Annotated in this window: 27 protein-coding genes; 3 read left to right on the top strand and 24 right to left on the bottom strand. The window is 58.9% G+C overall.

What is annotated here, in order from left to right; genetic code table 11:
• The 8 genes from pabC to AC3WK5_RS13830 all read right to left on the bottom strand — a co-directional run bounded on the left by pabC (position 1) and on the right by AC3WK5_RS13830 (position 6,165).
• Positions 1–816 carry an aminodeoxychorismate lyase gene (gene pabC, locus AC3WK5_RS13865; RefSeq protein WP_103322114.1) on the bottom strand — a complete coding sequence of 272 codons (816 nt, stop codon included), beginning with the start codon at positions 814–816 and terminating at the stop codon, positions 1–3.
• A complete protein-coding gene (gene fabF / locus AC3WK5_RS13860; protein ID WP_054593345.1) occupies positions 816–2,060 on the bottom strand; it encodes a beta-ketoacyl-ACP synthase II in 1,245 nt (414 codons plus the stop codon). The genes pabC and fabF overlap by 1 nt, the downstream gene beginning before the upstream one ends.
• 110 nt (positions 2,061–2,170) lie before the next feature.
• Entirely contained in the window at positions 2,171–2,407 is a 237-nt protein-coding gene (gene acpP / locus AC3WK5_RS13855) for an acyl carrier protein (protein ID WP_003175607.1), read from the bottom strand.
• Between the two features lie 197 nt (positions 2,408–2,604).
• Complete coding sequence (gene fabG, locus AC3WK5_RS13850; RefSeq protein WP_054593346.1) at positions 2,605–3,345, bottom strand: 3-oxoacyl-ACP reductase FabG; 741 nt, start codon at positions 3,343–3,345, stop codon at positions 2,605–2,607.
• Between the two features lie 17 nt (positions 3,346–3,362).
• The gene (fabD, locus tag AC3WK5_RS13845; RefSeq protein ID WP_054593347.1) at positions 3,363–4,301 is read right to left on the bottom strand and encodes an ACP S-malonyltransferase; all 939 of its coding nucleotides are present in this window, start codon (positions 4,299–4,301) and stop codon (positions 3,363–3,365) included.
• Between the two features lie 126 nt (positions 4,302–4,427).
• Positions 4,428–5,438: a phosphate acyltransferase PlsX gene (gene plsX / locus AC3WK5_RS13840; protein ID WP_081013687.1), complete on the bottom strand. Its 1,011-nt coding sequence runs from the start codon at positions 5,436–5,438 to the stop codon at positions 4,428–4,430.
• 3 nt (positions 5,439–5,441) lie between these two features.
• The gene (gene rpmF / locus AC3WK5_RS13835) at positions 5,442–5,624 is read right to left on the bottom strand and encodes a 50S ribosomal protein L32 (RefSeq protein WP_003179396.1); all 183 of its coding nucleotides are present in this window, start codon (positions 5,622–5,624) and stop codon (positions 5,442–5,444) included.
• A 13-nt stretch (positions 5,625–5,637) separates the two neighbouring features.
• On the bottom strand, positions 5,638–6,165 hold the full coding sequence (locus AC3WK5_RS13830) for a YceD family protein (protein ID WP_008152342.1): 528 nt from the start codon (positions 6,163–6,165) through the stop codon (positions 5,638–5,640).
• Between the two features lie 105 nt (positions 6,166–6,270).
• Between AC3WK5_RS13830 and AC3WK5_RS13825 the strand changes: the two genes are divergently transcribed.
• The gene (locus AC3WK5_RS13825; protein WP_103317664.1) at positions 6,271–6,849 is read left to right on the top strand and encodes a Maf family protein; all 579 of its coding nucleotides are present in this window, start codon (positions 6,271–6,273) and stop codon (positions 6,847–6,849) included.
• 63 nt (positions 6,850–6,912) lie between these two features.
• Here the strand turns inward: AC3WK5_RS13825 and AC3WK5_RS13820 are convergent, their stop codons facing one another.
• Genes AC3WK5_RS13820 through rluC form a run of 3 tightly spaced genes read right to left on the bottom strand, consistent with a single transcriptional unit; the run spans position 6,913 to position 9,535 of the window.
• A complete protein-coding gene (locus AC3WK5_RS13820) occupies positions 6,913–7,902 on the bottom strand; it encodes a S49 family peptidase (protein WP_103317666.1) in 990 nt (329 codons plus the stop codon).
• 21 nt (positions 7,903–7,923) lie between these two features.
• Complete coding sequence (locus AC3WK5_RS13815; protein ID WP_054593351.1) at positions 7,924–8,586, bottom strand: HAD-IA family hydrolase; 663 nt, start codon at positions 8,584–8,586, stop codon at positions 7,924–7,926.
• Positions 8,576–9,535 carry a 23S rRNA pseudouridine(955/2504/2580) synthase RluC gene (gene rluC, locus AC3WK5_RS13810; RefSeq protein WP_054593352.1) on the bottom strand — a complete coding sequence of 320 codons (960 nt, stop codon included), beginning with the start codon at positions 9,533–9,535 and terminating at the stop codon, positions 8,576–8,578. The genes AC3WK5_RS13815 and rluC overlap by 11 nt, the downstream gene beginning before the upstream one ends.
• A gap of 740 nt (positions 9,536–10,275) precedes the next feature.
• Here rluC and rne point away from each other — a divergent pair.
• Positions 10,276–13,461: a ribonuclease E gene (rne, locus tag AC3WK5_RS13805; protein WP_103317670.1), complete on the top strand. Its 3,186-nt coding sequence runs from the start codon at positions 10,276–10,278 to the stop codon at positions 13,459–13,461.
• Positions 13,462–13,717: 256 nt separating this feature from the next.
• Complete coding sequence (locus AC3WK5_RS13800; protein ID WP_103317672.1) at positions 13,718–14,617, top strand: LysR family transcriptional regulator; 900 nt, start codon at positions 13,718–13,720, stop codon at positions 14,615–14,617.
• 15 nt (positions 14,618–14,632) lie between these two features.
• Here AC3WK5_RS13800 and AC3WK5_RS13795 read toward each other — a convergent pair whose 3' ends face one another.
• From AC3WK5_RS13795 to AC3WK5_RS13735, 13 genes are all read right to left on the bottom strand, one after another.
• On the bottom strand, positions 14,633–15,529 hold the full coding sequence (locus AC3WK5_RS13795) for a hypothetical protein (RefSeq protein WP_103317674.1): 897 nt from the start codon (positions 15,527–15,529) through the stop codon (positions 14,633–14,635).
• The gene (locus AC3WK5_RS13790; RefSeq protein ID WP_103317676.1) at positions 15,529–16,446 is read right to left on the bottom strand and encodes a DMT family transporter; all 918 of its coding nucleotides are present in this window, start codon (positions 16,444–16,446) and stop codon (positions 15,529–15,531) included. The genes AC3WK5_RS13795 and AC3WK5_RS13790 overlap by 1 nt, the downstream gene beginning before the upstream one ends.
• A gap of 11 nt (positions 16,447–16,457) precedes the next feature.
• The gene (locus AC3WK5_RS13785) at positions 16,458–17,819 is read right to left on the bottom strand and encodes an acyltransferase (RefSeq protein WP_103317678.1); all 1,362 of its coding nucleotides are present in this window, start codon (positions 17,817–17,819) and stop codon (positions 16,458–16,460) included.
• A gap of 227 nt (positions 17,820–18,046) precedes the next feature.
• A complete protein-coding gene (locus tag AC3WK5_RS13780; protein ID WP_256585248.1) occupies positions 18,047–18,652 on the bottom strand; it encodes a nucleotidyltransferase family protein in 606 nt (201 codons plus the stop codon).
• Positions 18,652–20,967: a xanthine dehydrogenase family protein molybdopterin-binding subunit gene (locus AC3WK5_RS13775; protein WP_103317680.1), complete on the bottom strand. Its 2,316-nt coding sequence runs from the start codon at positions 20,965–20,967 to the stop codon at positions 18,652–18,654. Before AC3WK5_RS13775 ends, AC3WK5_RS13780 begins: the two co-directional genes overlap by 1 nt.
• Complete coding sequence (locus tag AC3WK5_RS13770) at positions 20,964–21,434, bottom strand: (2Fe-2S)-binding protein (RefSeq protein WP_054593356.1); 471 nt, start codon at positions 21,432–21,434, stop codon at positions 20,964–20,966. The genes AC3WK5_RS13775 and AC3WK5_RS13770 overlap by 4 nt, the downstream gene beginning before the upstream one ends.
• Before the next feature lie 136 nt (positions 21,435–21,570).
• Positions 21,571–22,590, bottom strand: a complete 1,020-nt coding sequence (gene murB, locus AC3WK5_RS13765; protein ID WP_103317682.1) for a UDP-N-acetylmuramate dehydrogenase — start codon at positions 22,588–22,590, stop codon at positions 21,571–21,573.
• Positions 22,587–23,051, bottom strand: a complete 465-nt coding sequence (locus AC3WK5_RS13760; RefSeq protein ID WP_019689345.1) for a low molecular weight protein-tyrosine-phosphatase — start codon at positions 23,049–23,051, stop codon at positions 22,587–22,589. Before AC3WK5_RS13760 ends, murB begins: the two co-directional genes overlap by 4 nt.
• Positions 23,051–23,815, bottom strand: a complete 765-nt coding sequence (gene kdsB, locus AC3WK5_RS13755; RefSeq protein ID WP_103317684.1) for a 3-deoxy-manno-octulosonate cytidylyltransferase — start codon at positions 23,813–23,815, stop codon at positions 23,051–23,053. The genes AC3WK5_RS13760 and kdsB overlap by 1 nt, the downstream gene beginning before the upstream one ends.
• Complete coding sequence (locus AC3WK5_RS13750) at positions 23,812–23,997, bottom strand: Trm112 family protein (protein ID WP_019689343.1); 186 nt, start codon at positions 23,995–23,997, stop codon at positions 23,812–23,814. The genes kdsB and AC3WK5_RS13750 overlap by 4 nt, the downstream gene beginning before the upstream one ends.
• A gap of 24 nt (positions 23,998–24,021) precedes the next feature.
• On the bottom strand, positions 24,022–25,032 hold the full coding sequence (lpxK, locus tag AC3WK5_RS13745) for a tetraacyldisaccharide 4'-kinase (RefSeq protein WP_103317686.1): 1,011 nt from the start codon (positions 25,030–25,032) through the stop codon (positions 24,022–24,024).
• Positions 25,032–25,460: an ExbD/TolR family protein gene (locus AC3WK5_RS13740; protein WP_103317688.1), complete on the bottom strand. Its 429-nt coding sequence runs from the start codon at positions 25,458–25,460 to the stop codon at positions 25,032–25,034. The genes lpxK and AC3WK5_RS13740 overlap by 1 nt, the downstream gene beginning before the upstream one ends.
• Positions 25,457–26,092, bottom strand: coding sequence for a MotA/TolQ/ExbB proton channel family protein (locus AC3WK5_RS13735; RefSeq protein WP_019689340.1), 636 nt, complete (start codon positions 26,090–26,092; stop codon positions 25,457–25,459). Before AC3WK5_RS13735 ends, AC3WK5_RS13740 begins: the two co-directional genes overlap by 4 nt.
• Between the last annotated feature and the right edge of the window lie 81 nt (positions 26,093–26,173).

Genomic DNA, 26,173 nt, shown 5'->3' with positions numbered 1-26,173 from the left:
TCAAGCATCCAGTAGCGCGCGGGCAATGCCTTGCAGTTTACGGGTGAGCGGCCCAACCGGCCAGCTCAGTGCAGCATAAGCGCGTACCGGCCAGATGCCGTACACGCTGTTGCAGACGAAAACTTCATCAGCCTGTTGCAGTTGATCAAGACTGATGTCAGTGACATGCGTGACAATCCCCAGCCTTTCGGCCTGGGACAAGAGTTCGGCGCGCATCACTCCGGCGACGCCACAACGACTCAGATCAGCCGTCAACAACGCGCCATCACGCACCAGGAACAGATTACTGAAAACACCCTCGATCACCCGTCCCTGAAGATCCAGCATCAAGCCTTCGGCGTGCTCGCCGTCCTGCCATTCGGAACGGGCAATGACTTGTTCGAGACGATTGAGGTGCTTGAGGCCGGCCAGTAGCGGCTGCTCGGAAAGTCGGGTAGCGCAGGGAAACAGCCGAATACCTTGCTGCGCGTGCACGGCAGGATAAGCCGCAGGAGGATTGCCTAGAAGAATACGCCGCGGCGACACCGATGGATCGGCTGCATAACCGCGCTGGCTATCGCCACGGGTCAGCATCAGCTTGAGCACACCTTCGCCAAGGGCGGCGGCGTAGGTCAGCAGCTCGCTGCGAATCAATGCATGATCCGCGTTAATCGCCAAGCGCGAGCAGCCATCCGCCAGACGACTCAAATGTCGATCCAGCAACAATGGCTGCCCACCCTTGACGGCGATGGTCTCGAACAGACCATCGCCGTACGCCAGGCCGCGGTCTTTAAGCGACAGTGCGTCAGCCGGCTGACCGTCGACCCAGCTTTCCATCATTCAGCGAACCGACGGAACACCAGCGAGCCATTGGTACCGCCAAAACCGAACGAGTTGGAGAGCACCACATCGATCTTCGTATCACGCGCCGCGTGTGGCACGAAGTCGAGGTCGCAACCTTCATCCGGTTCATCGAGGTTGATGGTCGGTGGCGCCACCTGGCCGTTGATTGCCAGCACACTGAAAATCGCTTCAACCGCGCCCGCCGCACCCAGCAGGTGACCGGTCATGGACTTGGTCGAGCTGACCGCCAGCTTGTAGGCGTGATCGCCAAACACCGACTTGATCGCGCAGACTTCGGCGAGGTCGCCGGCCGAGGTCGACGTACCATGGGCGTTGATGTACTGGACCTGGTCGACGTTCAGCTTGGCGTCACGCAGTGCATTGACAATGCAACGTGCAGCGCCTGCGCCATCGGCCGGCGGCGAGGTCATGTGGTACGCATCGCCACTCATGCCAAAGCCGATCAGCTCGGCGTAAATGGTCGCACCACGCGCCTTGGCGTGCTCCAGCTCTTCAAGCACCAACGCACCGGCGCCGTCGGACAACACGAAGCCATCACGGCCCTTGTCCCATGGACGGCTGGCGCGGGTCGGCTCGTCATTGCGGGTCGACAAAGCACGAGCAGCACCAAAGCCACCCATGCCAAGACCGCACGCGGCCATCTCGGCACCACCGGCAATCATCACGTCGGCTTCGCCGTAGGCAATGTTGCGCGCCGCCATACCGATACAGTGCGTACCGGTGGTACAGGCTGTCGAAATGGCGTAGTTAGGCCCCTGCGTACCCAGATGGATGGACAGGAAACCGGAAATCATATTGATGATCGAGCCCGGCACGAAAAACGGAGAAATCCGCCGCGGCCCCGAATCATGCAGCGTGCGGCTGGTTTCTTCGATATTGGTCAGACCGCCAATACCCGAGCCCATGGCCACGCCGATACGTTCACGATTGGCGTCGGTGACTTCCAGGCCAGCGTTACGCACTGCCTGAAACCCTGCTGCCAGACCGTATTGAATGAACAGGTCGAGTTTGCGAGCTTCCTTGACCGACAGGTATTCCTCGACATTGAAGCCCTTTACCGAGCCGCCAAAATGGGTGGAATAGGCAGAAAGGTCGGTGTGTTCGATCAGACCAATGCCACTGCGGCCAGCCAGAATACCCTGCCAGCTGCTCGGCACATCCGTGCCCAGTGGCGACAACATACCCATACCGGTGACTACGACGCGTCTACGCGACACAGCACTCTCCTTTTTTCAAATGACGACTTTGCATCAGGCCTAAAGGAAAAAACCGCACGCCGTGATGGCAGTGCGGTTTTTCCATGACAGCTAACAACGGCTACAAACTATTACGCCTGATGGCTAGTAACGTAGTCGATGGCAGCTTGTACAGTAGTGATCTTCTCAGCTTCTTCGTCAGGAATTTCGGTCTCGAATTCCTCTTCCAGAGCCATCACCAGCTCAACGGTGTCAAGGGAGTCGGCACCCAGGTCTTCAACGAAGGAAGCAGTGTTCACAACTTCTTCTTCTTTAACGCCCAGTTGCTCAGCAACGATTTTCTTGACGCGCTCTTCGATGGTGCTCATACCTTGTTTTCACTCCTAATGGACAAATTCAGGCAGCTGGCCAGTGGGTAAGTGTATAGAAAGGCTTTTCAGTTTTTCAACTGAAAGCTTCACTCCTCAAACCCTGACGACCATCTGCCTATAAATAGATTGCAGCTTTATAACGGATTTTAGACAGCTCGTATGACATTTTTTTGAAGCAATCCGTCACATTTGAATTACATGTACATCCCGCCGTTCACCGGGATTGTAGCCCCAGTAACGTAAGCCGCACCGTCCGACGCAAGAAAAGCGACCACGGACGCGATCTCTTGAGCTTGCCCCAGACGGCCCAGCGGAATTTGCGCCTGCAAGGCTTCACGCTGCGCCTCTGGCAGTTCGCGGGTCATATCGGTATCGATGAACCCAGGGGCCACCGAGTTGACCGTAATCGAGCGCGAACCTACTTCACGCGCCAGAGCGCGGCTGAAACCTTCCAGACCTGCCTTGGCGGCTGCATAGTTTACTTGGCCTGCGTTGCCCATGGCACCCACAACCGAACCAATACTGATAATTCGTCCCCAACGCGCCTTGGTCATGCCACGCAAAACACCCTTGGACAGGCGAAACAGACTGTTCAGGTTGGTGTCGATAACGTCATGCCACTCGTCATCTTTCATGCGCATCATCAGGTTATCGCGGGTGATACCGGCATTATTCACCAGAATCGCCGGCGCACCGAATTGCTCCTGAATGCTCGCCAGCACGGCCGCTACGGACTCGTCGCTGGTGACATTGAGCTCAAGGCCAGTGCCTTGAATGCCGTTTTCTTTCAGGGTTGCCGCGATGCGCTCAGCGCCCGAAGCAGAAGTCGCAGTACCCACCACGATAGCGCCCTGACGACCCAGTTCCAGTGCGATAGCCTGGCCAATACCACGGCTCGCGCCGGTAACCAGTGCAACTTTACCTTGCAGACTCATGCAGGCTTCTCCTAAGTTCAGGCCAACGCTGCACGAGCAGCAGCGAAAGCATCCGGGGTGTTCAGGTTAGAGGTCGACACGCCTTCGGCGCAGCGCTTGTTCAGGCCAGCCAGGACTTTGCCCGGACCGCATTCAACCAGTTGAGTAGCGCCTTTGGCGGCCAGCGCCTGGACCGACTCAACCCAGCGAACCGGCTTGTAAAGCTGCTCGAGCAGATCACGCGTAAGCGTTTCCAGATCCGGCGCCACATCAGCGCTGACGTTCTGCACCAACGGGATTTGCGGAGCCTGCCAGTTGATCGCAGCGATCGACTCGGCAAAGCGCTCGGCAGCCGGGCGCATCAGCTCGCAGTGCGACGGTACGCTGACCGGCAGCGGCATGGCGCGCTTGGCACCACGCGCCTTGCAGCCTTCAATGGCGCGTTCGACAGCCGCCTTGGCACCGGCGATTACCACCTGGCCTGGCGAGTTGAAGTTGACCGCGCTGACGACTTCGCCTTGCGCCGCTTCGGCACAGGCAGCCAGCACATCAGCGTCGTCCAGACCGAGAATGGCAGCCATACCGCCCTGCCCGGCCGGCACCGCTTCTTGCATCAACTGACCGCGACGCTCTACCAACTTCACGGCGTCACCCAGACTCAGGCTACCGGCCGCGACCAGCGCGCTGTACTCACCCAGGCTATGACCGGCAACGTAAGCCGGACGTGCGCCGCCCTCAGCCAGCCACAGACGCCACAAGGCAATCGAAGCGGTGAGAATCGCCGGTTGGGTTTTGTCGGTTTGATTGAGCTGCTCTTCCGGCCCTTGCTGGGTCAGTGCCCACAGGTCGTAACCCAGGGCATCGGAAGCTTCTTTGAAAGTTTCGAGGATCAACGGATGTTGCGCGCCCAACTCGGCCAGCATGCCGAGGGACTGCGAACCCTGTCCTGGAAAGACGAATGCGAGGGAAGCAGACATGTAACAAGCCCCTAATGATCTTGTCGTCGGAGAATTGACGTCCTGTACTGCTGGACGCAAGAAACTGACAGTTGGATGGCTAATTGAACTGAGCGGTCACATTTAAGCATTGTCGAGCGAAAATGCCTAAAGCAACAAATCCTCGAGGCGACCGTGAAGCCGCTGCGGGAGGTTCTCCTGAATCTCGATCAAGGCGCGCTGAATGGCACTCTGGAAGCCCTGCACACCGGCCGAACCGTGACTTTTAACGACGATCCCCTGCAAACCGAGGAAGCTCGCGCCATTATGTCGCGCAGGCGCCAGATCGGCCTGCAGGCGCTTCATCAGTGGCAACGCCAGAGCCCCGACCATTCTCGACGCCAGGTTTTGCTTGAACAACGCCTCGATCCGCCCGGCGATCATGGTCGCCAGCCCTTCGCTGGATTTGAGCAGGATATTGCCGACAAAACCGTCGCAAACCACCACGTCAGCCTCGCCACGGTACAAGCCATCACCTTCGACGAAGCCGATGTAATTCAGCCCGCGAGCGTTTTGCAGCAGCGTCGCCGCCAGCTTGACCTGTTGATTGCCCTTGATGTCTTCCGTGCCGATGTTCAGCAACGCGACCTTCGGCCGAGCAATGCCCAAGGTTTCAGCCGCCACAGAGCCCATCACCGCGAACTGGAACAGGTGCTCGGCACTGCAATCGACATTCGCCCCCAGATCGAGCAACTGGCAATAACCACGTTGCGTCGGGATCGCCGCCACCATCGCCGGTCGATCGATACCCGGCAAGGTCTTGAGCACATAACGCGACAACGCCATCAGCGCACCGGTATTGCCGGCACTGACACAGGCCTGAACCTTGCCATCACGCAACAACTCAAGCGCAACCCGCATCGAGGAGTCCGGTTTGCCACGCAGGGCCTGGGAAGGCTTCTCGTCCATGCCAATCACATCGCTGGCCGGCACAATCGTCAGGCGCGCGCGATCCACAGCCGACTGGCTGGCGATCAATTCTTCTAAAAGGGAGGGTTGACCGACGAGGGTCAGGTGCAACGAGGGCGTAGCAGACAGACAAGCAAGGCTGGCCTGAACAATGCTGCGGGGACCGAAGTCCCCGCCCATTGCGTCAATCGCGATGACTTGAGCGGACAAGGATTACTCGTCAGCGCCCTTGTCGATCACTTTACGGCCACGGTATACGCCTTCTGGCGATACGTGGTGACGCAGGTGAACTTCACCAGTGGTCTTTTCTACGGACAGGGTGCTTGCCTCGAGAGCATCGTGCGAACGACGCATGTCACGGGCGGAGCGGGATTTTTTGTTCTGCTGAACAGCCATAATTGATTAACTCCTAAACGTTTGGGTCACGCTTTAACTGCGCCAATACACTGAACGGGTTGGACCGCGTTACCTCGTCCTCGCTCGGTTCGGGCTCATCGAGACCCGCCGGCTGCTGGCATTCTTCCGGATGATGAGCAGGCACAATGGGCAAGGCGAGCAGAAGCTCCTCCTCGATCAGTGACTGCAGATCCAAAGGATCTTCGCCCAGTTCCAGCACGTCATAACCTTTCGGCAACGACTGGGTATTCGCACCCTCCTTCACCACAGCATAACTGCATTCGCTGTGAATCGGCAGGGTGACCAGCTCAAGACAACGCTGGCAAACCATTTTGACTTCGGTGTCGATAAAGCTGTGGATAACCACAGATTTACGTTCATCTCGTTCAAAAACGAATTTAGCCTGCACCGTACCGACAGTGTCGGAAAGCGGGTCGCAGAGTCTCTCCAAATCGGCCAGCAGCATTTCACCTTGAAGGGTGGTGCCACGATCAGCCAATTTGCGCGGGTCAACGTGAGGTGGAATCGGGTCATTCAACATAGGCGCAGCATTATAGGGATGCCCCCAGCCATGTCAAAGGAAATTCAGTCCTGTCCGTCACTTGGAAGCCCCGCTAGAATTTGCGACTGACTTTTGGAGAGCCGTATGCTGCCTTTATTACTTGCTTCAAGCTCGGTCTATCGCCGCGAATTACTGACCCGCTTGCAACTGCCATTTACCTGCAGCTCACCGGATATCGACGAAAGCCATCAACCGGAAGAGTCAGCCATTGAACTGGTAAAACGCCTGGCCCGCGAAAAAGCCCAGGCACTGGCCGGCGGTCATCCTGCCCATTTGATTATCGGCTCGGACCAGGTCGCCGTGCTCGACGGACGGATTATTGGTAAACCCCACACGTTCGAGAAGGCTCGCGATCAATTATTGGCCGCCAGCGGCGCCAGCGTGACCTTCCTGACCGGCCTGGCGGTGCTCAACAGCCAGACCGGCCATTGCCAGCTCGACTGCATCCCCTTCACCGTACACATGCGCACACTGGATCAGGCACGCATTGAACGCTACCTGCGCGCCGAACAGCCCTACGACTGCGCTGGCAGCTTCAAGGCCGAAGGATTGGGCGTGAGCCTGTTTCAAAGCACCGAAGGCCCCGACGCCACCAGCCTGGTCGGTCTGCCGCTGATTCGCCTGGTAGACATGCTGCTGACTGAAGGTGTGCAGATTCCCTGAGACTGCGACCTTTTGCTCAAAAAAAACCGGCCTCGCAGGCCGGTTTTTTATATTGCGCGACGATCAGCGCAATGCCGGCCCATGAAAGCCCATCCACATCGCCAACTGCTCAGCCACGCTGGCGCCGAGTTTTTTCGAGAAGCGGTCGAACGCCGACTCTTGAATCGTGAAGTCGACCAGCTCTTTCTCGCCGATTACGTCACGCGCCACCGAACTGGCACTGCCCAAACCATCGATCAAGCCCAATGGCAGCGCCTGCTCGCCCGACCAGACCAGCCCGGAGAACAGTTCCGGATGTTCTTTGTCTTTCAGGCGATCGCCGCGGCCCTTTTTGACACTGTTGATAAACTGCTGGTGAGTGGTATCCAGCACACCCTGCCAGAACTTGATCTCATCCGGTTTTTCCGGCTGGAACGGATCGAGGAACGACTTATGCTCGCCGGACGTATAGGTCCGACGCTCGACTCCGAGTTTTTCCATGGTCCCGACAAACCCGTAACCGGCCGCCGTCACGCCAATCGAACCCACCAGGCTCGCCTTGTCGGCGTAGATCTGGTCCGCCGCGCTGGCGATGTAGTACGCCCCCGAAGCCCCCAGATCGGAAATCACTGCATACACCTTGATCGCCGGATGCAGGGCACGCAGACGACCAATCTCATCGTAGACATAACCCGACTGCACCGGACTGCCGCCCGGACTGTTGATTCGCAGCACGATGCCCTTGACCTTCGGATCTTCGAACGCGGCGCGCAAACCGCCGACAATGTTGTCGGCACTGGCCGATTCCTTGTCGGCAATCACCCCGGTCACTTCGATCAACGCGGTGTAGCTCGACCCGCGAGTCGCGCTTTTCTCAATATCCATCAGCGGCGTGAAGAGGACCAACGCGATGAGCAGATAAACAAAGGTCAGCAGCTTGAAGAAAATCCCCCAACGCCGCGAGCGACGTTGCTCCTGCACTCCCGCAAGCAGGGTTTTCTCAAGCAGCTTCCAGCTCTTGTCTTCGCCATCTTCGGCACTGGCCTTGGCTGGCGCCTTCCATTCGTCGGTCATTCCATCCACCCCAACAAAAACCTAATTGGCCCGCTGACCCAGCCAGGCGTGCAATTGCGAAAAATGATCAATGGCCAGGCGCGGTTCGAACACGCGCAAGGCTTCCATCGATTGAGCACCATAGCTGACGGCAACCGAATCCATCCCGGCGTTGCGCGCCATCTGCAGATCGAACGACGAATCCCCCACCATCAACGCCTGCTCAGGGCGGACGTCGCAATGGGCGAGAATCTGTTCGAGCATCAGCGGATGCGGCTTGCTGGCGGTTTCATCGGCGGCGCGAGTGATATCGAAATAATCCTCCCAACCGTGGGATTTCAACACCCGATCCAGCCCGCGACGCGCTTTGCCGGTAGCCACCGCCAGGTGATAACCCTCGGCACGAAACGCCTCAAGCGACTCGACAACACCGTCAAACAACGGCGAAGGCACGGCCTCCGAGGCGATGTAGTGATCCGCATAGTGCTGACGGAATGCCACCAGCTCGTCATCGCCAATCTCCGGATACAGCGTGCGAATCGCTTCCGGCAGCCCAAGGCCAATAATGCCTTTGACGGCAAGATCATCACGTAACTGAAAACCGGATCGCTGCGACGCCACATGCATCGCCTCGACAATCCGACCAATGGAGTCGGCCAACGTGCCGTCCCAATCGAAAATCAGCAACTTGTAATCAGGGTGCACTCAGGCGCTCCACGGTCTTGGCCCACATTTCATCCACCGGCGCCTGAAGCTTGAGCTCACCGCCATCAGGCAGCGACACAGTCAGCATATAGGCATGGAGAAACAGGCGCTTGCCGCCCAGATCGCGAATCTCTTTGCTGAAGTCGTCATCGCCGTACTTGGTGTCGCCAGCGATGCAGTGCCCGGCGTGCAAGGTGTGGACGCGAATCTGGTGAGTCCGGCCGGTGATCGGTTTGGCTTCGATCAGGGTGGCAAAGTCGCCAAAGCGACGCAGGACCTTGAACACGGTCACGGACTCCTTGCCCTCCTCCTCGTCGACCTCGACCATGCGTTCGCCGGAGCGCAGATTGCTCTTGCCCAGCGGCGCACGGACTTGCTTGATCGAGGCAGCCCAGTTACCGCGGACCAGCGCCATATAGCGCTTATCGACGCCATCGCCGCGCAATGCCGTGTGCAAGTGACGCAGCATGCTGCGTTTTTTGGCGATCATCAGCAGGCCGGAGGTGTCACGATCGAGACGGTGAACCAGCTCAAGCTCCTTGCAATCCGGACGCAACTGACGAAAGGCTTCGATCACGCCGTAATTCAAGCCGCTGCCGCCGTGAACAGCGATGCCGCAAGGCTTGTTGATCACGATCAGCGCCTTGTCTTCGAAGACAATCGAGGCTTCGAGTCGCTGCAACAACCCTTGCGCCAATGGCACAGGCTCGTCGCGTTCCGGCACACGCACCGGCGGCACGCGCACGATGTCGCCCGCCTGCAGCTTGTATTCGGGCTTGATCCGACCTTTGTTCACACGCACTTCGCCTTTACGCAAAATGCGGTAAATCAAGGTCTTGGGCACGCCTTTGAGCCGAGCAAGAAGGAAGTTATCAATACGTTGGCCGGCATATTCCGGCGAGACCTCCAGCAGTTGTACGCTTGGGGTCGAGGGGGCAGTAGTCGTCATGCCGCGAATGATAACAATTTTTTATGGAATTGAAGCACTTAATCATTGCTGCTATAGTCGCGAACGCCGCCAAAAGCGGCCTGGACAGAGGACAAACGGCAAATTGCCGGCCCTGACCAACGCAATTCATCAGGACGCGAGGCCGTCCTACGGGGCTTTCGCAACGATTGGAAGGTTTGTGATTGTAACAAGCGCAGGTGACATGAGGCCTGAAGCGAGCGCAGCAACAGAGTAACCACTCGTCTGATGCGCCGATATTTACGGCCAGTTCACAAAGTGCAGTCAGTCCCGAACCAGCCCTTGAGCGAGTGCTTCGGAAACAACGCCTGTTACAAGCTGAGTACCAGCAAAACAGCTGACACCCAGTCTTGTGTAGCCATGAGCGTGAACTCCCCATTGGAGAACACGGTAAATGCCAACCCGCTGCGGATTCTGCGCGCGGCAGCACCCGAATTATCAGGGATACGTGTAGGGTGGAGATGCACAACCGTCGGACTGTGTAGCACTAGGCTTATATTTAGACGCTTCATCTCGTCCACAGTCGCCGGTTGATTCCTCCTCCTGACTGAGTGCTTAAGTAGCCACAGCAAGCAGGACGCGTACGTCGCGACTCCGGCCCAATTGGTCGAACCTCGCTAGACACTGGAGTGGCCAACCACTCCTGACGCACCTGACACCGACCGTGAGAAGTCGTGTGTGCCGAACGCCGTTTCCGGCAGCCCGGAAACCGACGGTACTACATGAAAAGAATGCTGATTAACGCAACTCAACCCGAAGAGTTGCGTGTTGCACTGGTAGACGGCCAGCGCCTCTACGACCTGGACATCGAGTCCGGTGCACGCGAGCAGAAGAAGGCCAACATCTATAAAGGCCGGATTACTCGCATCGAACCAAGCCTTGAGGCTGCCTTTGTCGATTTCGGCTCTGAGCGCCACGGCTTCCTGCCCCTTAAAGAAATCTCCCGCGAATACTTCAAGAAAGCCCCTGAAGGCCGCGTCAACATCAAGGACGTCCTGAGCGAAGGCCAGGAAGTCATCGTTCAGGTCGAAAAAGAAGAACGTGGCAACAAGGGCGCCGCCCTCACCACCTTCATCAGCCTGGCCGGTCGTTACCTGGTATTGATGCCGAACAACCCGCGTGCCGGCGGTATCTCCCGTCGCATCGAAGGTGAAGAGCGCAACGAACTGCGTGAAGCCCTGAACGGCCTGATTGCCCCGGCTGACATGGGTCTGATCGTGCGCACTGCCGGCCTTGGCCGCAGCAGCGAAGAAATGCAGTGGGACCTCGACTACCTGCTGCAACTGTGGACCGCCATCAAAGAAGCCTCGCTGGATCGTTCCGCGCCATTCCTGATCTACCAGGAAAGCAACGTGATCATCCGTGCGATCCGCGACTATCTGCGCCAGGACATCGGCGAAGTGCTGATCGACAGCGTTGAAGCCCAGGACGAAGCCCTGACCTTCATCCGCCAGGTGATGCCGCAATACGCCAGCAAGATCAAGCTGTACGAAGACAGCGTTCCGCTGTTCAACCGTTTCCAGATCGAAAGCCAGATCGAGACCGCTTTCCAGCGCGTCGTTGAACTGCCTTCCGGCGGCTCCATCGTTATCGATCCGACCGAAGCCCTGGTGTCCATCGACATCAACTCGGCGCGCGCCACCAAAGGCAGCGATATCGAAGAAACCGCCCTGCAGACCAACCTTGAAGCTGCCGAAGAAATCGCCCGTCAGTTGCGCCTGCGCGACATCGGCGGCCTGATCGTCATCGACTTCATCGACATGACCCCTGCCAAGAACCAGCGCGCTGTGGAAGAGAAAGTCCGCGAATGCCTGGAAGCCGACCGCGCTCGCGTGCAAGTCGGTCGCATCTCGCGCTTCGGCCTGCTGGAAATGTCCCGTCAGCGCCTGCGCCCATCGCTGGGCGAAAGCAGCGGCATCGTCTGCCCTCGCTGCAACGGCACCGGCATCATCCGTGACGTTGAATCGCTGTCGCTGGCGATCCTGCGCCTGATCGAAGAAGAAGCCCTGAAAGACCGCACTGCCGAAGTTCGCGCACAAGTGCCGATCCCGGTCGCTGCGTTCCTGCTGAACGAAAAACGCAACTCGATCACCAAGATCGAACTGCGCACCCGTGCCCGCATTGTCATCCTGCCGAACGATCACCTCGAAACGCCGCACTTCGAAGTTCAGCGTCTGCGCGATGACAGCCCGGAAGCCCACATCAACCAGTCCAGCTACGAAATCGCTGCTGCCGCTGCTGAAGTGGAAGAAGTTCAACCGGCCGCCGCCACCCGCACCCTGGTTCGCCAGGAAGCCGCCGTGAAAACCGCTCCAGCCCGCGCCAACGCTCCGGTTCCGACCGAAGTCGTTGCTGCCCCGGTTGCCGCTCCGGTCGCAGCGCCAGAGCCAAGCCTGTTTAAAGGCCTGGTGAAATCGCTGGTCAGCCTGTTCGCCACCAAGGAAGAGCCTGCTGCTCCGGTTGTGGTTGAAAAACCAGCTACCGAGCGCCCGGCACGCAACGAAGAGCGTCGTAACGGTCGTCAGCAGAGCCGCAACCGTAACGGTCGCCGCGATGAAGAACGCAAACCACGCGAAGAACGTGCACCTCGTGAAGAACGCGCACCGCGCGAACCTCGTGAAGAGCGTCAACCACGCGAAGCCCGCGAAGAGACTCCAGCAGTCGCTCGCGAAGAACGCGCACCGCGTCCACCGCGTGAAGAGCGCGCACCACGCGCCCCTCGCGAAGATCGCAAGCCACGTGGCGAGCGTGAAGAGCGCCCGGTTCGTGAACTGCGTGAACCTCTGGATGCCGCGCCAGCCGCTGCCGCCGCTGTAACGGCTGTTGCTGAAGAGCGTCCGGCTCGTCAGCCACGTGAAGAGCGCGCTCCACGCCCACCGCGTGAAGAACGTCAACCACGTGCCGAACAAGCCGCTGCCGCCGTTGCTGAAGAAGAGCTGCCAACCAGCGAAGAGCAACTGCAGGAAGATGGCCAGGACAACGCCGAAGGCGATCGTCCACGCCGCCGCTCCCGTGGCCAGCGTCGTCGCAGCAACCGTCGCGAGCGTCAACGCGATGCCAACGGCAACGTGATCGAAGGCTCGGAAGAGTCCGAAACCAGCGAAGAGCCAACAGGCGCCGAACTGGCTGCCGGCCTGGCCGTTACCGCCGCTGTTGCCAGCACTGTGATCAGCGCTCCTGCTGAAGCTCAGGCTCATCAGCAAGCTGAACGCGCTACCGCCGTGACTGAAGAAGCTGTTCAGAAAGTGGCTCAGGTTGAAGCGCCAGTCGTGGAAGCCACCACCCCGGTCGAAGTGCCAGTCGCTCCTGCCGTTGAAGTAGCTCCAGTTCGTGAAGCACAGCCTGAAGTTCACGCGGCTGTTGAACCAGCCGTAGTTGCCGAACAGCCAGTAGTCGCTGCCGAGCCTGTGGTTGAAGCCCCGGTCGCCGAAAAGGCGCCTGAGGTTCGCGAAGAGCAAACTGCATTCAACTGGGTTGCAGAAACTGCAGTTATCGAAGCTCCAGCGCCAGTCGCTGAAGCCCCGACTGTTGTTGCCGAGCCTGCTCCGGTGGTTGAAGCTCCGGTTGTCGCCGAAGTGGCTGCACCGGTTGTCGAAGCCGCCCCGGTTAGCGCCCTGACGCCAAGTGGCCGCGCGCCAAACGACCCACGTGAAGTGCGTCGCCGCAAGCGTGAAGAGGAGCGCCTGCAGAAGGAAGCCGAACTGGCTGCCGCTGCTGCACCGGCTGTTGCTGCCGAGCCTGCTCCGGTTGTCGCCGAAGTCGTCGAGGCAGCCCCTGCCCCGGCCGCCGAAGTGACTGCCGAACCTGCTGCCCCAGCCATCGACGAAAACCTGCGTTCCGTCGAAGAAGTGGTAGAGCACAAACCTGAGGCCCTGGAAAAAGAGCACGAGCCTAAACCCCTCGCCTGATTCCATCAGCCACTAAAAAGCCCCGCCTGGTAACCCAGGCGGGGCTTTTTTATGCCTTTGAATACCGACAGCCCGTCGCGGTTTAACAATGGCTCATTACCGAAGATCCTGCGCTCCCGGTTAAACACTCGCCTAAAGCCTTGTAATACTTTTTTACAAAATAACAACGCAACGTGCAGAATAGAGCGGTTGCTGGGCTAAAAGCAGACCCTGCCACGGCCCGAAAACCTTCGGCCCGTTATGGAGCAAAGAGTGCATGACTATGGAAATTGCTGAACTGGACGCTTTCAAAGCGATTGTTGACTATGGAAGCGTCACGCAAGCCGCGATCAGATTAAACCGCGCTCAATCCAGTATTTCCTTCCGAATCAAGACACTCGAATCACGACTCGATACCAAGTTGTTCGAACGCTCCGGTCGCGGCATCACGATGACGGCTCAAGGCAAGGAACTCTATGCCTACGCCTCACAAATCCTCGATCTGGTTGCTCTCGCTCAAGCCAGCCTGAATCAGGCAAAAACCGAAACACGCGTTCGTCTGGGAGTCATAGAAAATCTCACCATCACTCGCCAGAATCTGCTGCAAAGCATCGTTGCCAATCCCGACGGCCTGGCGGTGGATGTCAGCATTGGTAACACACAGTCACTGCTCAAGGATCTTGAGGCCGGTAAACTCGACGCGGTAATTGTCGGCGCCGGCTTTGCGCCTGCGCATTATCGCCGGGTGACACTGTTCAACGATCCGCTGGCCCTGATCTACAGTGCGACACAGCCTGCTGTCCAGGACTTGAAAGCGTTCAGCGGTCAGGTATTCCTCGTCAACAGCCGGCGTAGCGCTTCGCAACGTAATCTCGACGAACTGTTTATGATGGGCAACATCACTCCTGAAAAGATCATCGAGTGCGGTTCTTATCCGCTGCTGTTTTCAAATGTGATCAACGGCGTGGGTGTCGCCATGGTGCCTTTGTCACTGGTCGATTCGTGCTGCCGCAGTGAACAGGTGCAGACTTACTTCCTGGGTGGTCCATATGCCTCGCTGACCACTGAATTCGTGTATTTCGATCACGCTGGCAAACCGGCCCCCAGGGCATTGGCGCAATGGGTGCTGGACTTCGAAAAGTCGGCCCGCTTACCGCTGAAGGCAACAGCGATATAACAGGCCGGGCACTCGTCAGCAGTTACACGATTGACGCACCACTTCATCTTCGAAAAGGTTGGACAGTTGCAGCCCCTCCTCTTGGCTGCTCGCCTGAATCACGTCACCGTGCTGCAACTCGAAGGCATCCTTGTCAGTACTTATTGAAGCGCCGAGCAAAACGTAGTGGACCGTACCTGGCTCGCAGAGCTCTTCATGCTGGAACAACAGTGCTTCGAGTTCGCTTTTGGCGAACATCAGTTGATCGAGCCCCAATAGCGACTGTTTGCTCCACACAGTTTCTCCACGCCGGACAATCGAACTCCTCACCACCGAATGGCGCAGTGGTTCAGCGATCACCAGTTCGTGGCACAACGCGGTATTGCGCAACTTGGAAAGACCGGCCAGCCCGGGTTGAGCGTGACGCAGCACCGGGTCAGAGAAATCCACTGCCAAGGTGTAGCCGATATAGCGTGGGTTTCGGCAGTCGTCGATGAGGTATACACAGGCATACTCGATCTCGACTCCCGCCCCACTGGCATGGCACGGCGATTTAATCGCCTGTGAAGCAGCAACCAGCCCTTTGCCATTGCCTTTGTAGTACCAGTCCGGGGAGGATCGCTCGGGCATGGGCAGACCATTGACCGAGCGGTGCGTGTAACCGAAACCGCTCACCATGCATACGGCATCTTGAACGGGTCGCAGCGGCACGTTAAAGGTCATCGATGAAAGCGCCTCAAGCGGCACCGCAGCAAGGGACAAGCCGCTCCTGAAGCGCTCCCAGGATTGCTTGCTACGCATGAACCGCACGGCCAACGCCTGAGAGGTCTCGACACCTGCGACCTGCCAGACCGAAGTCGATGCCCCCTTGCCCTGTACAAGGCCCACCCACCGAACGCCGTGGCAATCAACCGAATCGATGATTCTGTCCATCACGCGGCCTCCGTACGTAGCGCAATCGGAGCCCGTCGCTTGATGGAACAGAGGATCACCCCGAACACAATCAGCACCAGACTGACCAAGTGATAGGCATGCATTTGTACGTCCAGGAACACAATACTAAACAGCCCCCCGGACAGTGGCACCAGATGGGTGAAGATCTCGCCACGAGTGGCACCGATTTCACCGATGCCTTTGCTCCAGAACAAGTACGACAACCAGGACGGGAAGATCACCAGATACGCCAGACCGAGCCAGGGGGCTGTGCCCTGCCCCAGGTTGAAGGTTAAGTCAGGATGCAAGACCCAAACCCCCAGGCTGAACGGAATCAGGCATAGCGCGCCCACCACCGCGCAATACGTCACAAAGGCATTGCCAGCTATGGTTTTGGGCTTTGTCCGCAGAAAGGAACAATAGACAGCCCAACTAGCGGCCGAGGCCATGGTCCAGAAGTCGCCTTTGTTGAAGCCCTCCAGAAAACTCAAATCGGAAAGGTGCCCCATGGTCACCAGCCAGAACACACCGACCGTACTGATGACCACGCCCAGCATATTCGACCTGGAGATGAAATCACCGAAAACGAAACGATTGAGGGCCAGTACCAGACACGGTGTAGCCGACAGGTAAATCGCCGCATTCAAAGAACTGGTGTATTGCAAACCTATATACAACGTCAGCGGAAATATAACCTGCCCACAGACCGCCAACATCACCAGGGTTAACCATGATTTGCGCGCGGCCGGCAAACTGGCGACCACAGACTTATAGTTAATTACCAGCAGTAATGCACTGGTAATCAGCCATCGAAGTTGCGACAGCAGCACGGGATCAACATCCACCACCATCAATTTTCCGACGACATAATTACCGCCCCAGAACACGGCAGCGAGTGAAAGTAGTAAGTACGGCATTGGTACCCTCGTCAGATCTTCTTCATTAACATGAAAGAGGCGCCGTCGAACTCGACTTCCCCCAGCAGATGGAACGCGTCTTGATACACAGACAATTGCGCCTGCAACACATCAGTGATGGGCACCAACATAAGTGCCTCTGTCGCCAACACCCGGGCCAGTTCATTGACATAGACTCGGCAAGGCTCGGCCTCGACAGGCGAACTGTTTGCGACAATGAGTGAATAACCCAATCGACGGCGATAGTGAAAATCGCCGGCCGAGGCAAACGGCAGCCTCGAAAAATCCAGGTCGGCGCGCAGTCTGAGCTGCTTGTGGCCGTGGTCCTGCGCCCACTGCAAGTGGTGAGCAAACTGCTGCCGGGTAGTGGAGATAACATCGAGACTGTGTCGGGCGAACGCTTGAAGCTGGGCGTTATCAGTCGGAGCAATCAGCAACACGGACTTCTTGCCCGGCGTGTCCAGATACTCAGCCAGGGATCCCGGCAATAGCGATGTCTCGCACTTCGGGGTATCACGGTAGATCATCAACCAGTCCGAATTGATCGCGGCCCAATCGCTGATTTGCAGCGTCTGCTCGATCGACGGCTGATATGTTTCCATGAGGTGAGCCTTGAACGGCAGGTATTGCAGGACTTTCCCCTGATCGCCAACGATGGAATAGTCGCCGACCCAAGTATTGAGAAAGGAGCGGATCCCGACGATGCTAGCCTTGCCCAGATAATCCGCGTTCCAGCCGACGATCGCTTCACGCCCGACCCATGCGTAATCGCACAACCTCACGGGCGGCAGGCGCGTCATCGCAACGGTCCGCGAGCCGATGGAGAGCCGACCATAAGGATCATGGTCCTGACGAAGCAACTGACTGCCCGGCGACAACCAGACACCGTCGCCAATATCCACATCGCCACCGGCGTTGACTGCGGCATTACGACCAAAACGCACATACTGGCCAATCTTGATCGAAGGCAACTCATCCGCCGAGTGATCGAGTTGATGATCCGCATGGGGATGGCTGAAATACGCACCGTTTTCAAAGTGAGTGGGCGAAATCAGATGCTCCCCGACTTGTTCCTTGACAATCAATGGCGAGCCACTGGTATTGATCGAAAAGTGCTCCTTTGACAAACCGAGGTCATCAGAGAGTACTTGCAAGCGTTCACTAAACGTAACACCAAATTTAATCTCGTCACGGTGACAACTTATCGTTTGAGAAGCCTTTCTGAGTTGACGCAGCGTGTTGACATAACGGGGAACCGGCTGATAAACATCGTCAAAACTCAACGCCCGCTCCAAGGCGCCCAATGTTTGGCCCTCACTGCCCAGTTCAATAGGGCTAACACTAACCGACGCATCCATATACTGCTTTATCATGTAGGCTCTTTATTATCTTGATGAGTACTAACCGGGCATACACCGCAACAGTGAATACCGCACGCAACAAGATCGTATGCCGGATAAAACCGGATGAATAACGAGTTTTATATCTGGCACCCATCGATAAATACGAATAGGCAGTAGAAGGGGCAGAGTTCAGTACTCTACCCTATAGAGGCCTGGGGGCTGGCCTCGGCCCGCGAGGTATCACGACCAATCGACGATTATTGAAAGGCCAGCGCGACCGGCACATCCACATCCCACAACACTCCGGGATCATTCACCACCACCTCAACCACTTTCGCTGACGCAAACAGCGGCTTGGCCCCGCGGTCGCCGGACAACGCCATCAACGCGGCACCCAACGAACGCCCAAACCCCACTGGATGCCCAAACTCGCCACCCTGCACGGGCACGCTGATGGTATCGACCGCTATCCCCTCAACAATCCGCTCGATACTCGACGGCAAGATAAACGGCATATCGCCCAACACCACCAGCCAGCCATCCAGCGCCGCGCACGCAGCGACCGCCGCCGCAATGCTGTCGCCCATGCCCGCCGATGCCAGCAACAGCACCTGGCAACCATAAGCCCGGGCCAGCCGTGCAACCTCTGGACGATCCGGCGTCGTCACCAACAACCGCGTGTCCATGCCCATCGGCAGATTGCGCAGCACCTGCTCGATCACCGGTCGCACAATGCCGTCGCGCCCTTCGCACATCGCCAGCAACTTGTCCTGGTCGGCACCCGCCACTTGTCGATAACGACTACCCTGCCCCGCCGCAAGAATGATCGCGCCCAGCTTCATACCCTGTTCAACGCTGCGCATCAGGCTTTGGTCTGCTGCCAGCCTTGCAACTGGTAGCGAACTGGCAAGCTGCGAATACGCTTGCCGGTGGCAGCGAAGATCGCATTGCACAGCGCCGGAGCGATGGGCGGCACGCCCGGCTCACCGACACCGCCCAGCGGCACATTGCCGGGTGGCGTGACCAAATGCACCGCCACCTCTTTCGGCGCCAGGGACATGCGCGCCACTTCGTACATATGGAAATTGTCCTGCTGGACCTTGCCGTCCTTGAAGCTGATTTCGCCCAACACCGCGTTACCCAGGCCCATCACGCAGGCGCCTTCGAACTGCGAGCGAATCCGCTCCGGGTTGATCTGCGGACCGCAATCGACCGCGATGTCGGCCTTGTGCACGATCAGCGTACCGTCATCCTTGACTTCAACCTCGATGACCGCCGCCACATAGGTGACGAAGCTGTAATGCACCGCCAGGCCCAAACCACGACCCTTGGGCAGTTTTCGCCCCCAGCCGGCCCCCTTGGCCGCTGCTTCCAGAACGCCACGCAGGCGCGCCGTATCGATCGGATAACGCTCAGGGGATTCGCCGTAGTTCCACTCTTCGCTCAGGGTTCGCGGATCGATCTGACGGTCCGGTCCCAACAGCTTGATCTGGTACTTCAGCGGGTCTTGTCCGGCCTTGTGTGCCAACTCATCGACAAAGCTCTGAATCGCGAAACCGTGAGGAATGTTCGACACCGAGCGATACCAGCCAACCCGGGTATGCGCCGCCGCGTCAGGGTTTTCCAGGCGTACATTGGGAATCGCGTAGGCCATGTTGGTAAAGCCCATGCCCAACTCGAAGGCCGCCTCGTGATTCATGCCTGGCGCGAACAACGCGGTGATGCTGGGCGCTACGGTGCGGTGCAACCAGCCGGACGGCATGCCGTCCTTGTTCAGGCTGGCCTTGAGGTATTCCGCCGAGACGGTATGGAAGTACGAACAATGGATGTCGTCTTCACGGGTCCATTGCACGCGCACAGCCTTGCCGGGAAACTCCTTGGCCAGGATCGCTGCTTCCAGAATGAAGTCCGGCTTGGACTTGCGACCGAAACCGCCGCCCAACAAGGTGACATTGACCGTGACCTTGTCGAATGGGATACCCAAACGCTCGGCGATGCGCTCGCGGGTCACTTGCGGGGCCTGACTCGGCGCCCAGGCCTCGCAATGGCCATCCTTGAAACGCGCAACGGCAACCATCGGTTCCATTGGCGACTGTGCCAGATGCGGCAAGTAGTAGGCCGCTTCCAGACTGCTGTCGGCGCTGTTCATGGCCTCTTCGATATTGCCGGTGCTGCGCACCACTTTGCCCGGCTTCAGGGCGGCGGCTTCCAGCTCCTTGCGATAAGCAATCGAGTCGTAACCGGCATTGGCACCGTCATCCCATTCGATCTTCAGCGCTTCACGCCCCTTGATCGCCGCCCAGGTATTGCTGGCAATCACCGCCACCCCGCCCAACGGCTGGAATTCCGAAGGCAATGGGCGGCTTTCAATCTGGATAACCTTGACCACTCCCGGGACTTTCAACGCCGCGCTGGCATCGAAGGACTTGACCTTGCCGCCATAGACCGCCGGCCGCGCCACAGTGGCGAAGAGCATGCCGTCAAAGTGCACGTCGGCACCGTAGACCGCACGACCATTAACGATGTCCGCACCATCGATCGCCTTAGTCCCTTCCTTGCCGATATAACGGAATTCCGACGGCTGCTTGAGCCGCAGGCTTTCACGAGCCGGCACGGCCAACGCACCCGCAGCGACGGCGAGCGCACCGTAACCGAGTTCACGCCCGGAGGGCTGGTGGATAACTTTGTGCAATTGCGCGCGGCATTCGCCAACCGGGACTTTCCACTGATCGGCCGCAGCTTGCTCAAGCATGGTTCGTGCAGCGGCACCGCAACGGCGCATCGGCTCGTACCAATGACGCATGCTGCGCGAGCCGTCGGTGTCCTGGTTGCCGAAGCGCACCTCGTCTCCCGGCGCCTGCCGGACTTTGACCATTGCCCAATCGGCGTCCAGTTCATCGGCAACCACCATGCTCAAGCTGGTGCGTACGCCCTGGCCCATTTCCGAACGATTGCAGACCACCGTCACGCTGCCGTCGGCGGCAATGCTCACGTAGACCTTGGGATCATCGATCCAGCCATTGGGCATGCCCGCGGCACCGAACTTTTTCTCTTCGGCGAACGCGTCCTGCCAGCCCCAACTGGCGGCGAGCACCAGCGCACCAGTCGCACTCACGCCTTTGAGAAAACCACGACGGCTGAGATTACTCAGGGCGAAATCATTCGGTAGCTGGCTCATGCCTTACGCTCCTGCAGATGAGTGGAGGCCTGGCGGATCGCGGTCTTGATGCGGTTGTACGTGCCGCAGCGGCAGATATTGCCGACCATCGCCTGTTCGATCTGTTCATCGCTGGGATTGGGGTTGGTCTTGAGCAACGCCGTGGCCGACATGATCTGCCCGCCCTGGCAAAAACCGCACTGGGCGACTGCCGTGTCGAGCCAGGCTTGCTGGACGACCTGGCCAACCGGATCGCTGTGCAAGTTGTCGATGGTGCTAACGTCCTGCCCGATCACCGAACCGATAGGCGTGATGCAACTGCGCGCCGGGGCGCCGTCGATATGAATCGTGCAGGCGCCACACAGGCCCATGCCGCAACCGAATTTGGTGCCGCTGTAACCGGCCACATCGCGGATTGCCCAGAGCAGCGGCATGTCCTCGGTGACGTCGAGTTGATGATCTTGACCATTGAGCTTCAGGGTAATCATGGGCACGCCCGCATATAGGTAGAGTTATGGAGCAAATGATTGCATCGTTAGCAGGCTAAGTTAACTCAGCATTAACAAAAAAGCCCTGCAACCAAGGAAGGTGTGCAGGGCTCTGGATTCAGCGATCAAGCGTAGCTCAATACTGATTCGGCTCCATCTCCAGCTCGACATTGAAGCGCTCGGCGATGTCTCTCTGGATCCGCTGCGCCAGGTTAAGCAGCTCAAGCCCGGTGGCCGTGCCGTAGTTGACCAGCACCAGCGACTGCAAGCGATGCACGCCGGCGTCGCCGTCACGGAAGCCTTTCCAGCCCGCCTGCTCGATCAACCAGCCAGCCGCCAGTTTCACCCGGCCATCCGCTTGTGGATAACCAACCAGGCCCGGATGCTCAAGGCGAATTTGTGCCGCCAGAGCTGCCGATACCAGCGGGTTCTTGAAAAAGCTGCCGGCATTACCGAGCACCGCCGGGTCAGGGAGCTTCTCATTGCGAATGCTGCAAATCGCCTGGCTGACATCGGTCGCGGTGGGATGATCGATGCCTTGCTCGGTCAGGCGCTGACGAACCGGGCCGTATTCCAGATGCAAATGCTCGACGCGGTTCAGGGCAAAACGTACTCGCAGGATCAACCAGCGACCGACTTGCTGCTTGAACAGGCTGTCACGGTAGGCAAAGTTGCACTCGGCCAGCGTGAAATCCCGCAGCTCGCCGGTCTGGCGGTCCAGCGCGGTCAGACCGGCGAACACATCCTTGATCTCGACCCCATAGGCCCCGATATTCTGCATCGGCGCGGCACCGACGGTGCCCGGGATCAGGCTGAGGTTCTCAAGACCCGACAGACCCTGCGCCAGTGTCCATTGCACAAACGGATGCCAGCTTTCGCCGGCCTCGGCTTCGATCACCACCTGACTGCCGTTGTCGCTCAACACCCGAATACCACGGGTGGCCATGCGCAGCACCAGCGCGGCAATGTCTGCGGTCAATAACAGGTTGCTGCCACCGCCAATCACCAGCAGCGGTACAGCGTGCGCGGCCGAATACACCAGCGCCTCGCGCACATCGGCATCACTGTGGGCTTCGGCGAACCATTGCGCGCGCACGTCCACGCCAAAGCTGTTGTACGGCTTCAGCGAAACCTGCGATTGCAGGTGCAAAGTCATAAGCGTCCCTTCAATTCAATCACCAGCAAATCGCTGGCGCGCTCGATCAGGTCCAGCACCTGCTCGAAGCCTTGATCGCCGTCGTAATAAGGATCCGGCACTTCATCCACGCTCGACTCATAGCGACGCAGGAACAAATCCAGCTCCGCCCTGCCCTTGGCCGGTTGCAACGCCTTGAGGTTGCGCAGGTTGCTGTGGTCCATGGCGAGGATCAGGTCATAGCTGGAAAAGTCGGCGCGCGTGACCTGTTGGGCACGTTGCGCGGACAGGTCATAACCACGGCGCAACGCGGCGGCCTGGCTGCGCTTGTCCGGCGCCTTGCCGACGTGCCAGTCGCCGGTGCCCGCAGAAGCCACTTCGACCTGATCGGCCAAACCGGCATCACGCAGTTTGTGTCGCAGCACACCTTCAGCCGTGGGTGAACGGCAGATGTTGCCCAAGCAGACGAACAGAACCCGCATCAGGCCTCCAGCAGGCGACGAACGCGTTCGAGGTCTTCAGCCGTGTCGACACCCGGTGGCGGTGCAATCAGTGCATCGGCAACGTGAATCCGCACACCGTGCCAGAGCGCACGCAGCTGCTCCAGACTCTCGGTGTTTTCCAGCCAGCATGGGCCCCAGCTGACGAAGTCATGCAGGAAACCGGCGCGATAGGCATAGATGCCAATGTGCCGACGGTAAGGAACGCCAGCCGGCAATTGCTCGCGGCTCTTGGCGAAGTCGTCACGCGCCCACGGCAAGGTGGCGCGGCTGAACGTCAGCGCCAGGCCATTCAGATCACTGACGACCTTGACCACGTTGGGGTTGAACAGGGTTTCAACGTCTTCGATCGGCTCGGCCAGAGTCGCCATGCGCGCTTCGGTATGGGCCGCCAGGTTGGCCGCAACCTGATCGATCACACTCGGTGGAATCAACGGCTCGTCGCCCTGCACATTGACCACGATAGCGTCCGGCGCCAGGCCCAGTTGGGCAGCGACTTCAGCCAGGCGATCGGTGCCGGAGTTGTGATCCTCGCGAGTCATCACCACTTCAGCGCCAAAGGCCTTGCAGGCCTCGACTATGCGCGCATCGTCCGTGGCAACCACCACCCGCTGCGCGCTGCTTTTGCTCGCCTGTTCCCAAACGTGCTGGATCATCGGCTTGCCGGCAATCATTTGCAGAGGCTTGCCCGGCAGACGGGTGGAAGCAAAACGCGACGGAATCACGACGGTGAAGGCAGTGCTCATTTATCCAGACGCTCTTCTGCCGTCAGGGTGCGCGCTTCGCTTTCGAGCATCACCGGAATGCCATCACGAATCGGATAGGCCAGACCGGCGCCTTTGCTGATCAGCTCGGTTTTATCGGCGCTGAGCTTGAGCGGACCTTTGCAGATCGGGCAAGCGAGGATGTCGAGCAATTTGGTGTCCATGAGCATTCCCTGGATAAAAGCGTTTTAAGGCAAAAGACGTGCGGGCAACAGCCGCTTCAACTGCGTGTCGAACCAGGCCACGAAGGCCGGCGATGGCGCAGCATCGACCGTCAGATACCACCAGTCAGCGGCCGCGAAGGTTTGGCATTTCACCGCATCCTTCTCGGTCATCACCAACGGTAGCGACGGTGTGAAATTCAAGGCCGCCGCGCTGTATTCGGCGTGGTCGGCAAAAGCATGTGGAACAGGCTGCCAGTGTAGCGTTTCAAGGGTGTTGAAGAAACGTTGCGGATTACCGATTCCGGCCACCGCGTGCAAGGCCTGACCAGCGGGGAAATGCTCAAGCGAGCGCCGTTCGCCCGTCAGCAGGTTGACCAGCGCGGTCGGTCGCAGCTGGAACGCAAAGCCGTCGTCGCGATCTGCCGTGGCACCGTTGTAGAGCAGCGCATCGACGCTTTGCAGGCGTTCGACCGGCTCACGCAGAGGGCCCGCCGGCAGGCAGCGTTTATTGCCCAGTCCGCGTGCGGCATCGATCAACACCAGCTCAAGATCGCGTGCCAGACGGTAATGCTGCATGCCATCGTCAGACAGGATCAGATCCAGCGGCTCAGCGGCCAGCAGTGCCTGCACGGCGCGACTGCGATCTGGGTCAATCATCAATGGCACGCCGGTGCGCTGGACGATCAACAACGGTTCGTCGCCCGCGATAGCCGCGCTCTGCCCGGCGTCGACCCGCCAGGGCAATTGCGCTGGTTTGGCGCCATAACCGCGACTGACCACGCCAACCCGCAGGCCACTGCGCTGGCAGTGTTCGATCATCCACAGGATCAACGGCGTCTTGCCGGTACCGCCGACGGTAATGTTACCGACGACGATCAGCGGCACCGGTGGCTGGTAGATCTCGCCCTGGCCGGCCAGAAACCGTTCGCGCTTGGCCGTGACCACGCGCCGGTACAGCCACTCCAGTGGCTGCAACAGTTTCAGCGCCGGATGACCGGCGTACCAGGCGGCGAGCAAACGATCGGACATGGCCATCAGGGTGCCGGCGCCGCCTCAACGGTGGTCATGCGCAAATGGGTGAAACCCAGCTTGCCCGCGGCATCCATCGCCGTGACGACGGCCTGATGCTGGGTTTTGCCATCGGCGCTGATCGACAGCGGCGAATTGGTGTTGCCATTCGACTCCTTCTTCAAGGCGTCGATCAGGCTGGCCAGATCGTTCTTCGGCAACAATTGGTTGTTGACCGAAAACACGCCGTCGGCGCTGATGGCGATGTCCAGTTGCTTGGCCTGCTGGTCTTCGGCAGGTGACCCGCTGACAGCTTCCGGCAGGTCGACGCGCAGCTGGGTTTCCCGGGTAAAGGTGGTGGTCACGACGAAGAACAGCAGCAGGACAAACACCACGTCGATCAGCGACACGAGGTTGATGTCCACGTTCTCCCGTTGCTTGCGGCGGAATTTCACGCTTTGCCCTCAGCCAGATCGACGTCTCGGTCGCCCTGCACCACTTCAACCAGCTTGATGGCTTCCTGCTCCATGCCCACGACGAGTTCATCGATGCGCCGTTGCAGGAACCGGTGGAAGAACACCGACGGGATACCGACGATCAGGCCCGAAGCCGTGGTGATCAAGGCTTTGGAAATACCGCCGGCCAGCACCGCTGCGTTGGTGGTCATGCCGGTGCTCATGAACGAACTGAAGATATCGATCATGCCCAACACCGTGCCGAGCAGGCCGAGCAACGGCGCCATGGCGGCGATGGTGCCCAGCGCGTTGATGTAGCGCTCCAGCTCGTGGATCACTCGGGCAGCGGCCTCTTCGATGCACTCTTTCATGATCTCGCGACCATGCTTGGAGTTGGCCAGGCCCGCGGCGAGGATCTCGCCCAACGGTGAGTTGGCGCGCAGTTCCTTGAGTTTTTCCTTGTTGAGTTGCTTGTCCTTGATCCAGACCCAGACCTGCCCGAGCAAATGCTCCGGGGTCACACGGCTGGCGCGCAAGGTCCAGAGACGCTCGGCAACGATCGCCATTGCCGCGATGGAACTCAGAATGATCGGCAGCATCATCCAGCCGCCGGATTTGACCAATTCCCACACAGTGACAGTCCCCTCGAAAAAGTCCGCCACTTTAACATACAGACTCGACAGAGAGACCCGACACGCCACAGACCGTGTGTC

The sequence above is a fragment of the Pseudomonas sp. FW306-02-D09B genome, assembly GCF_058782685.1.
Note: the sequence above shows the minus strand (reverse complement) of the source record. Positions and strands in the feature narration are given on the sequence as shown.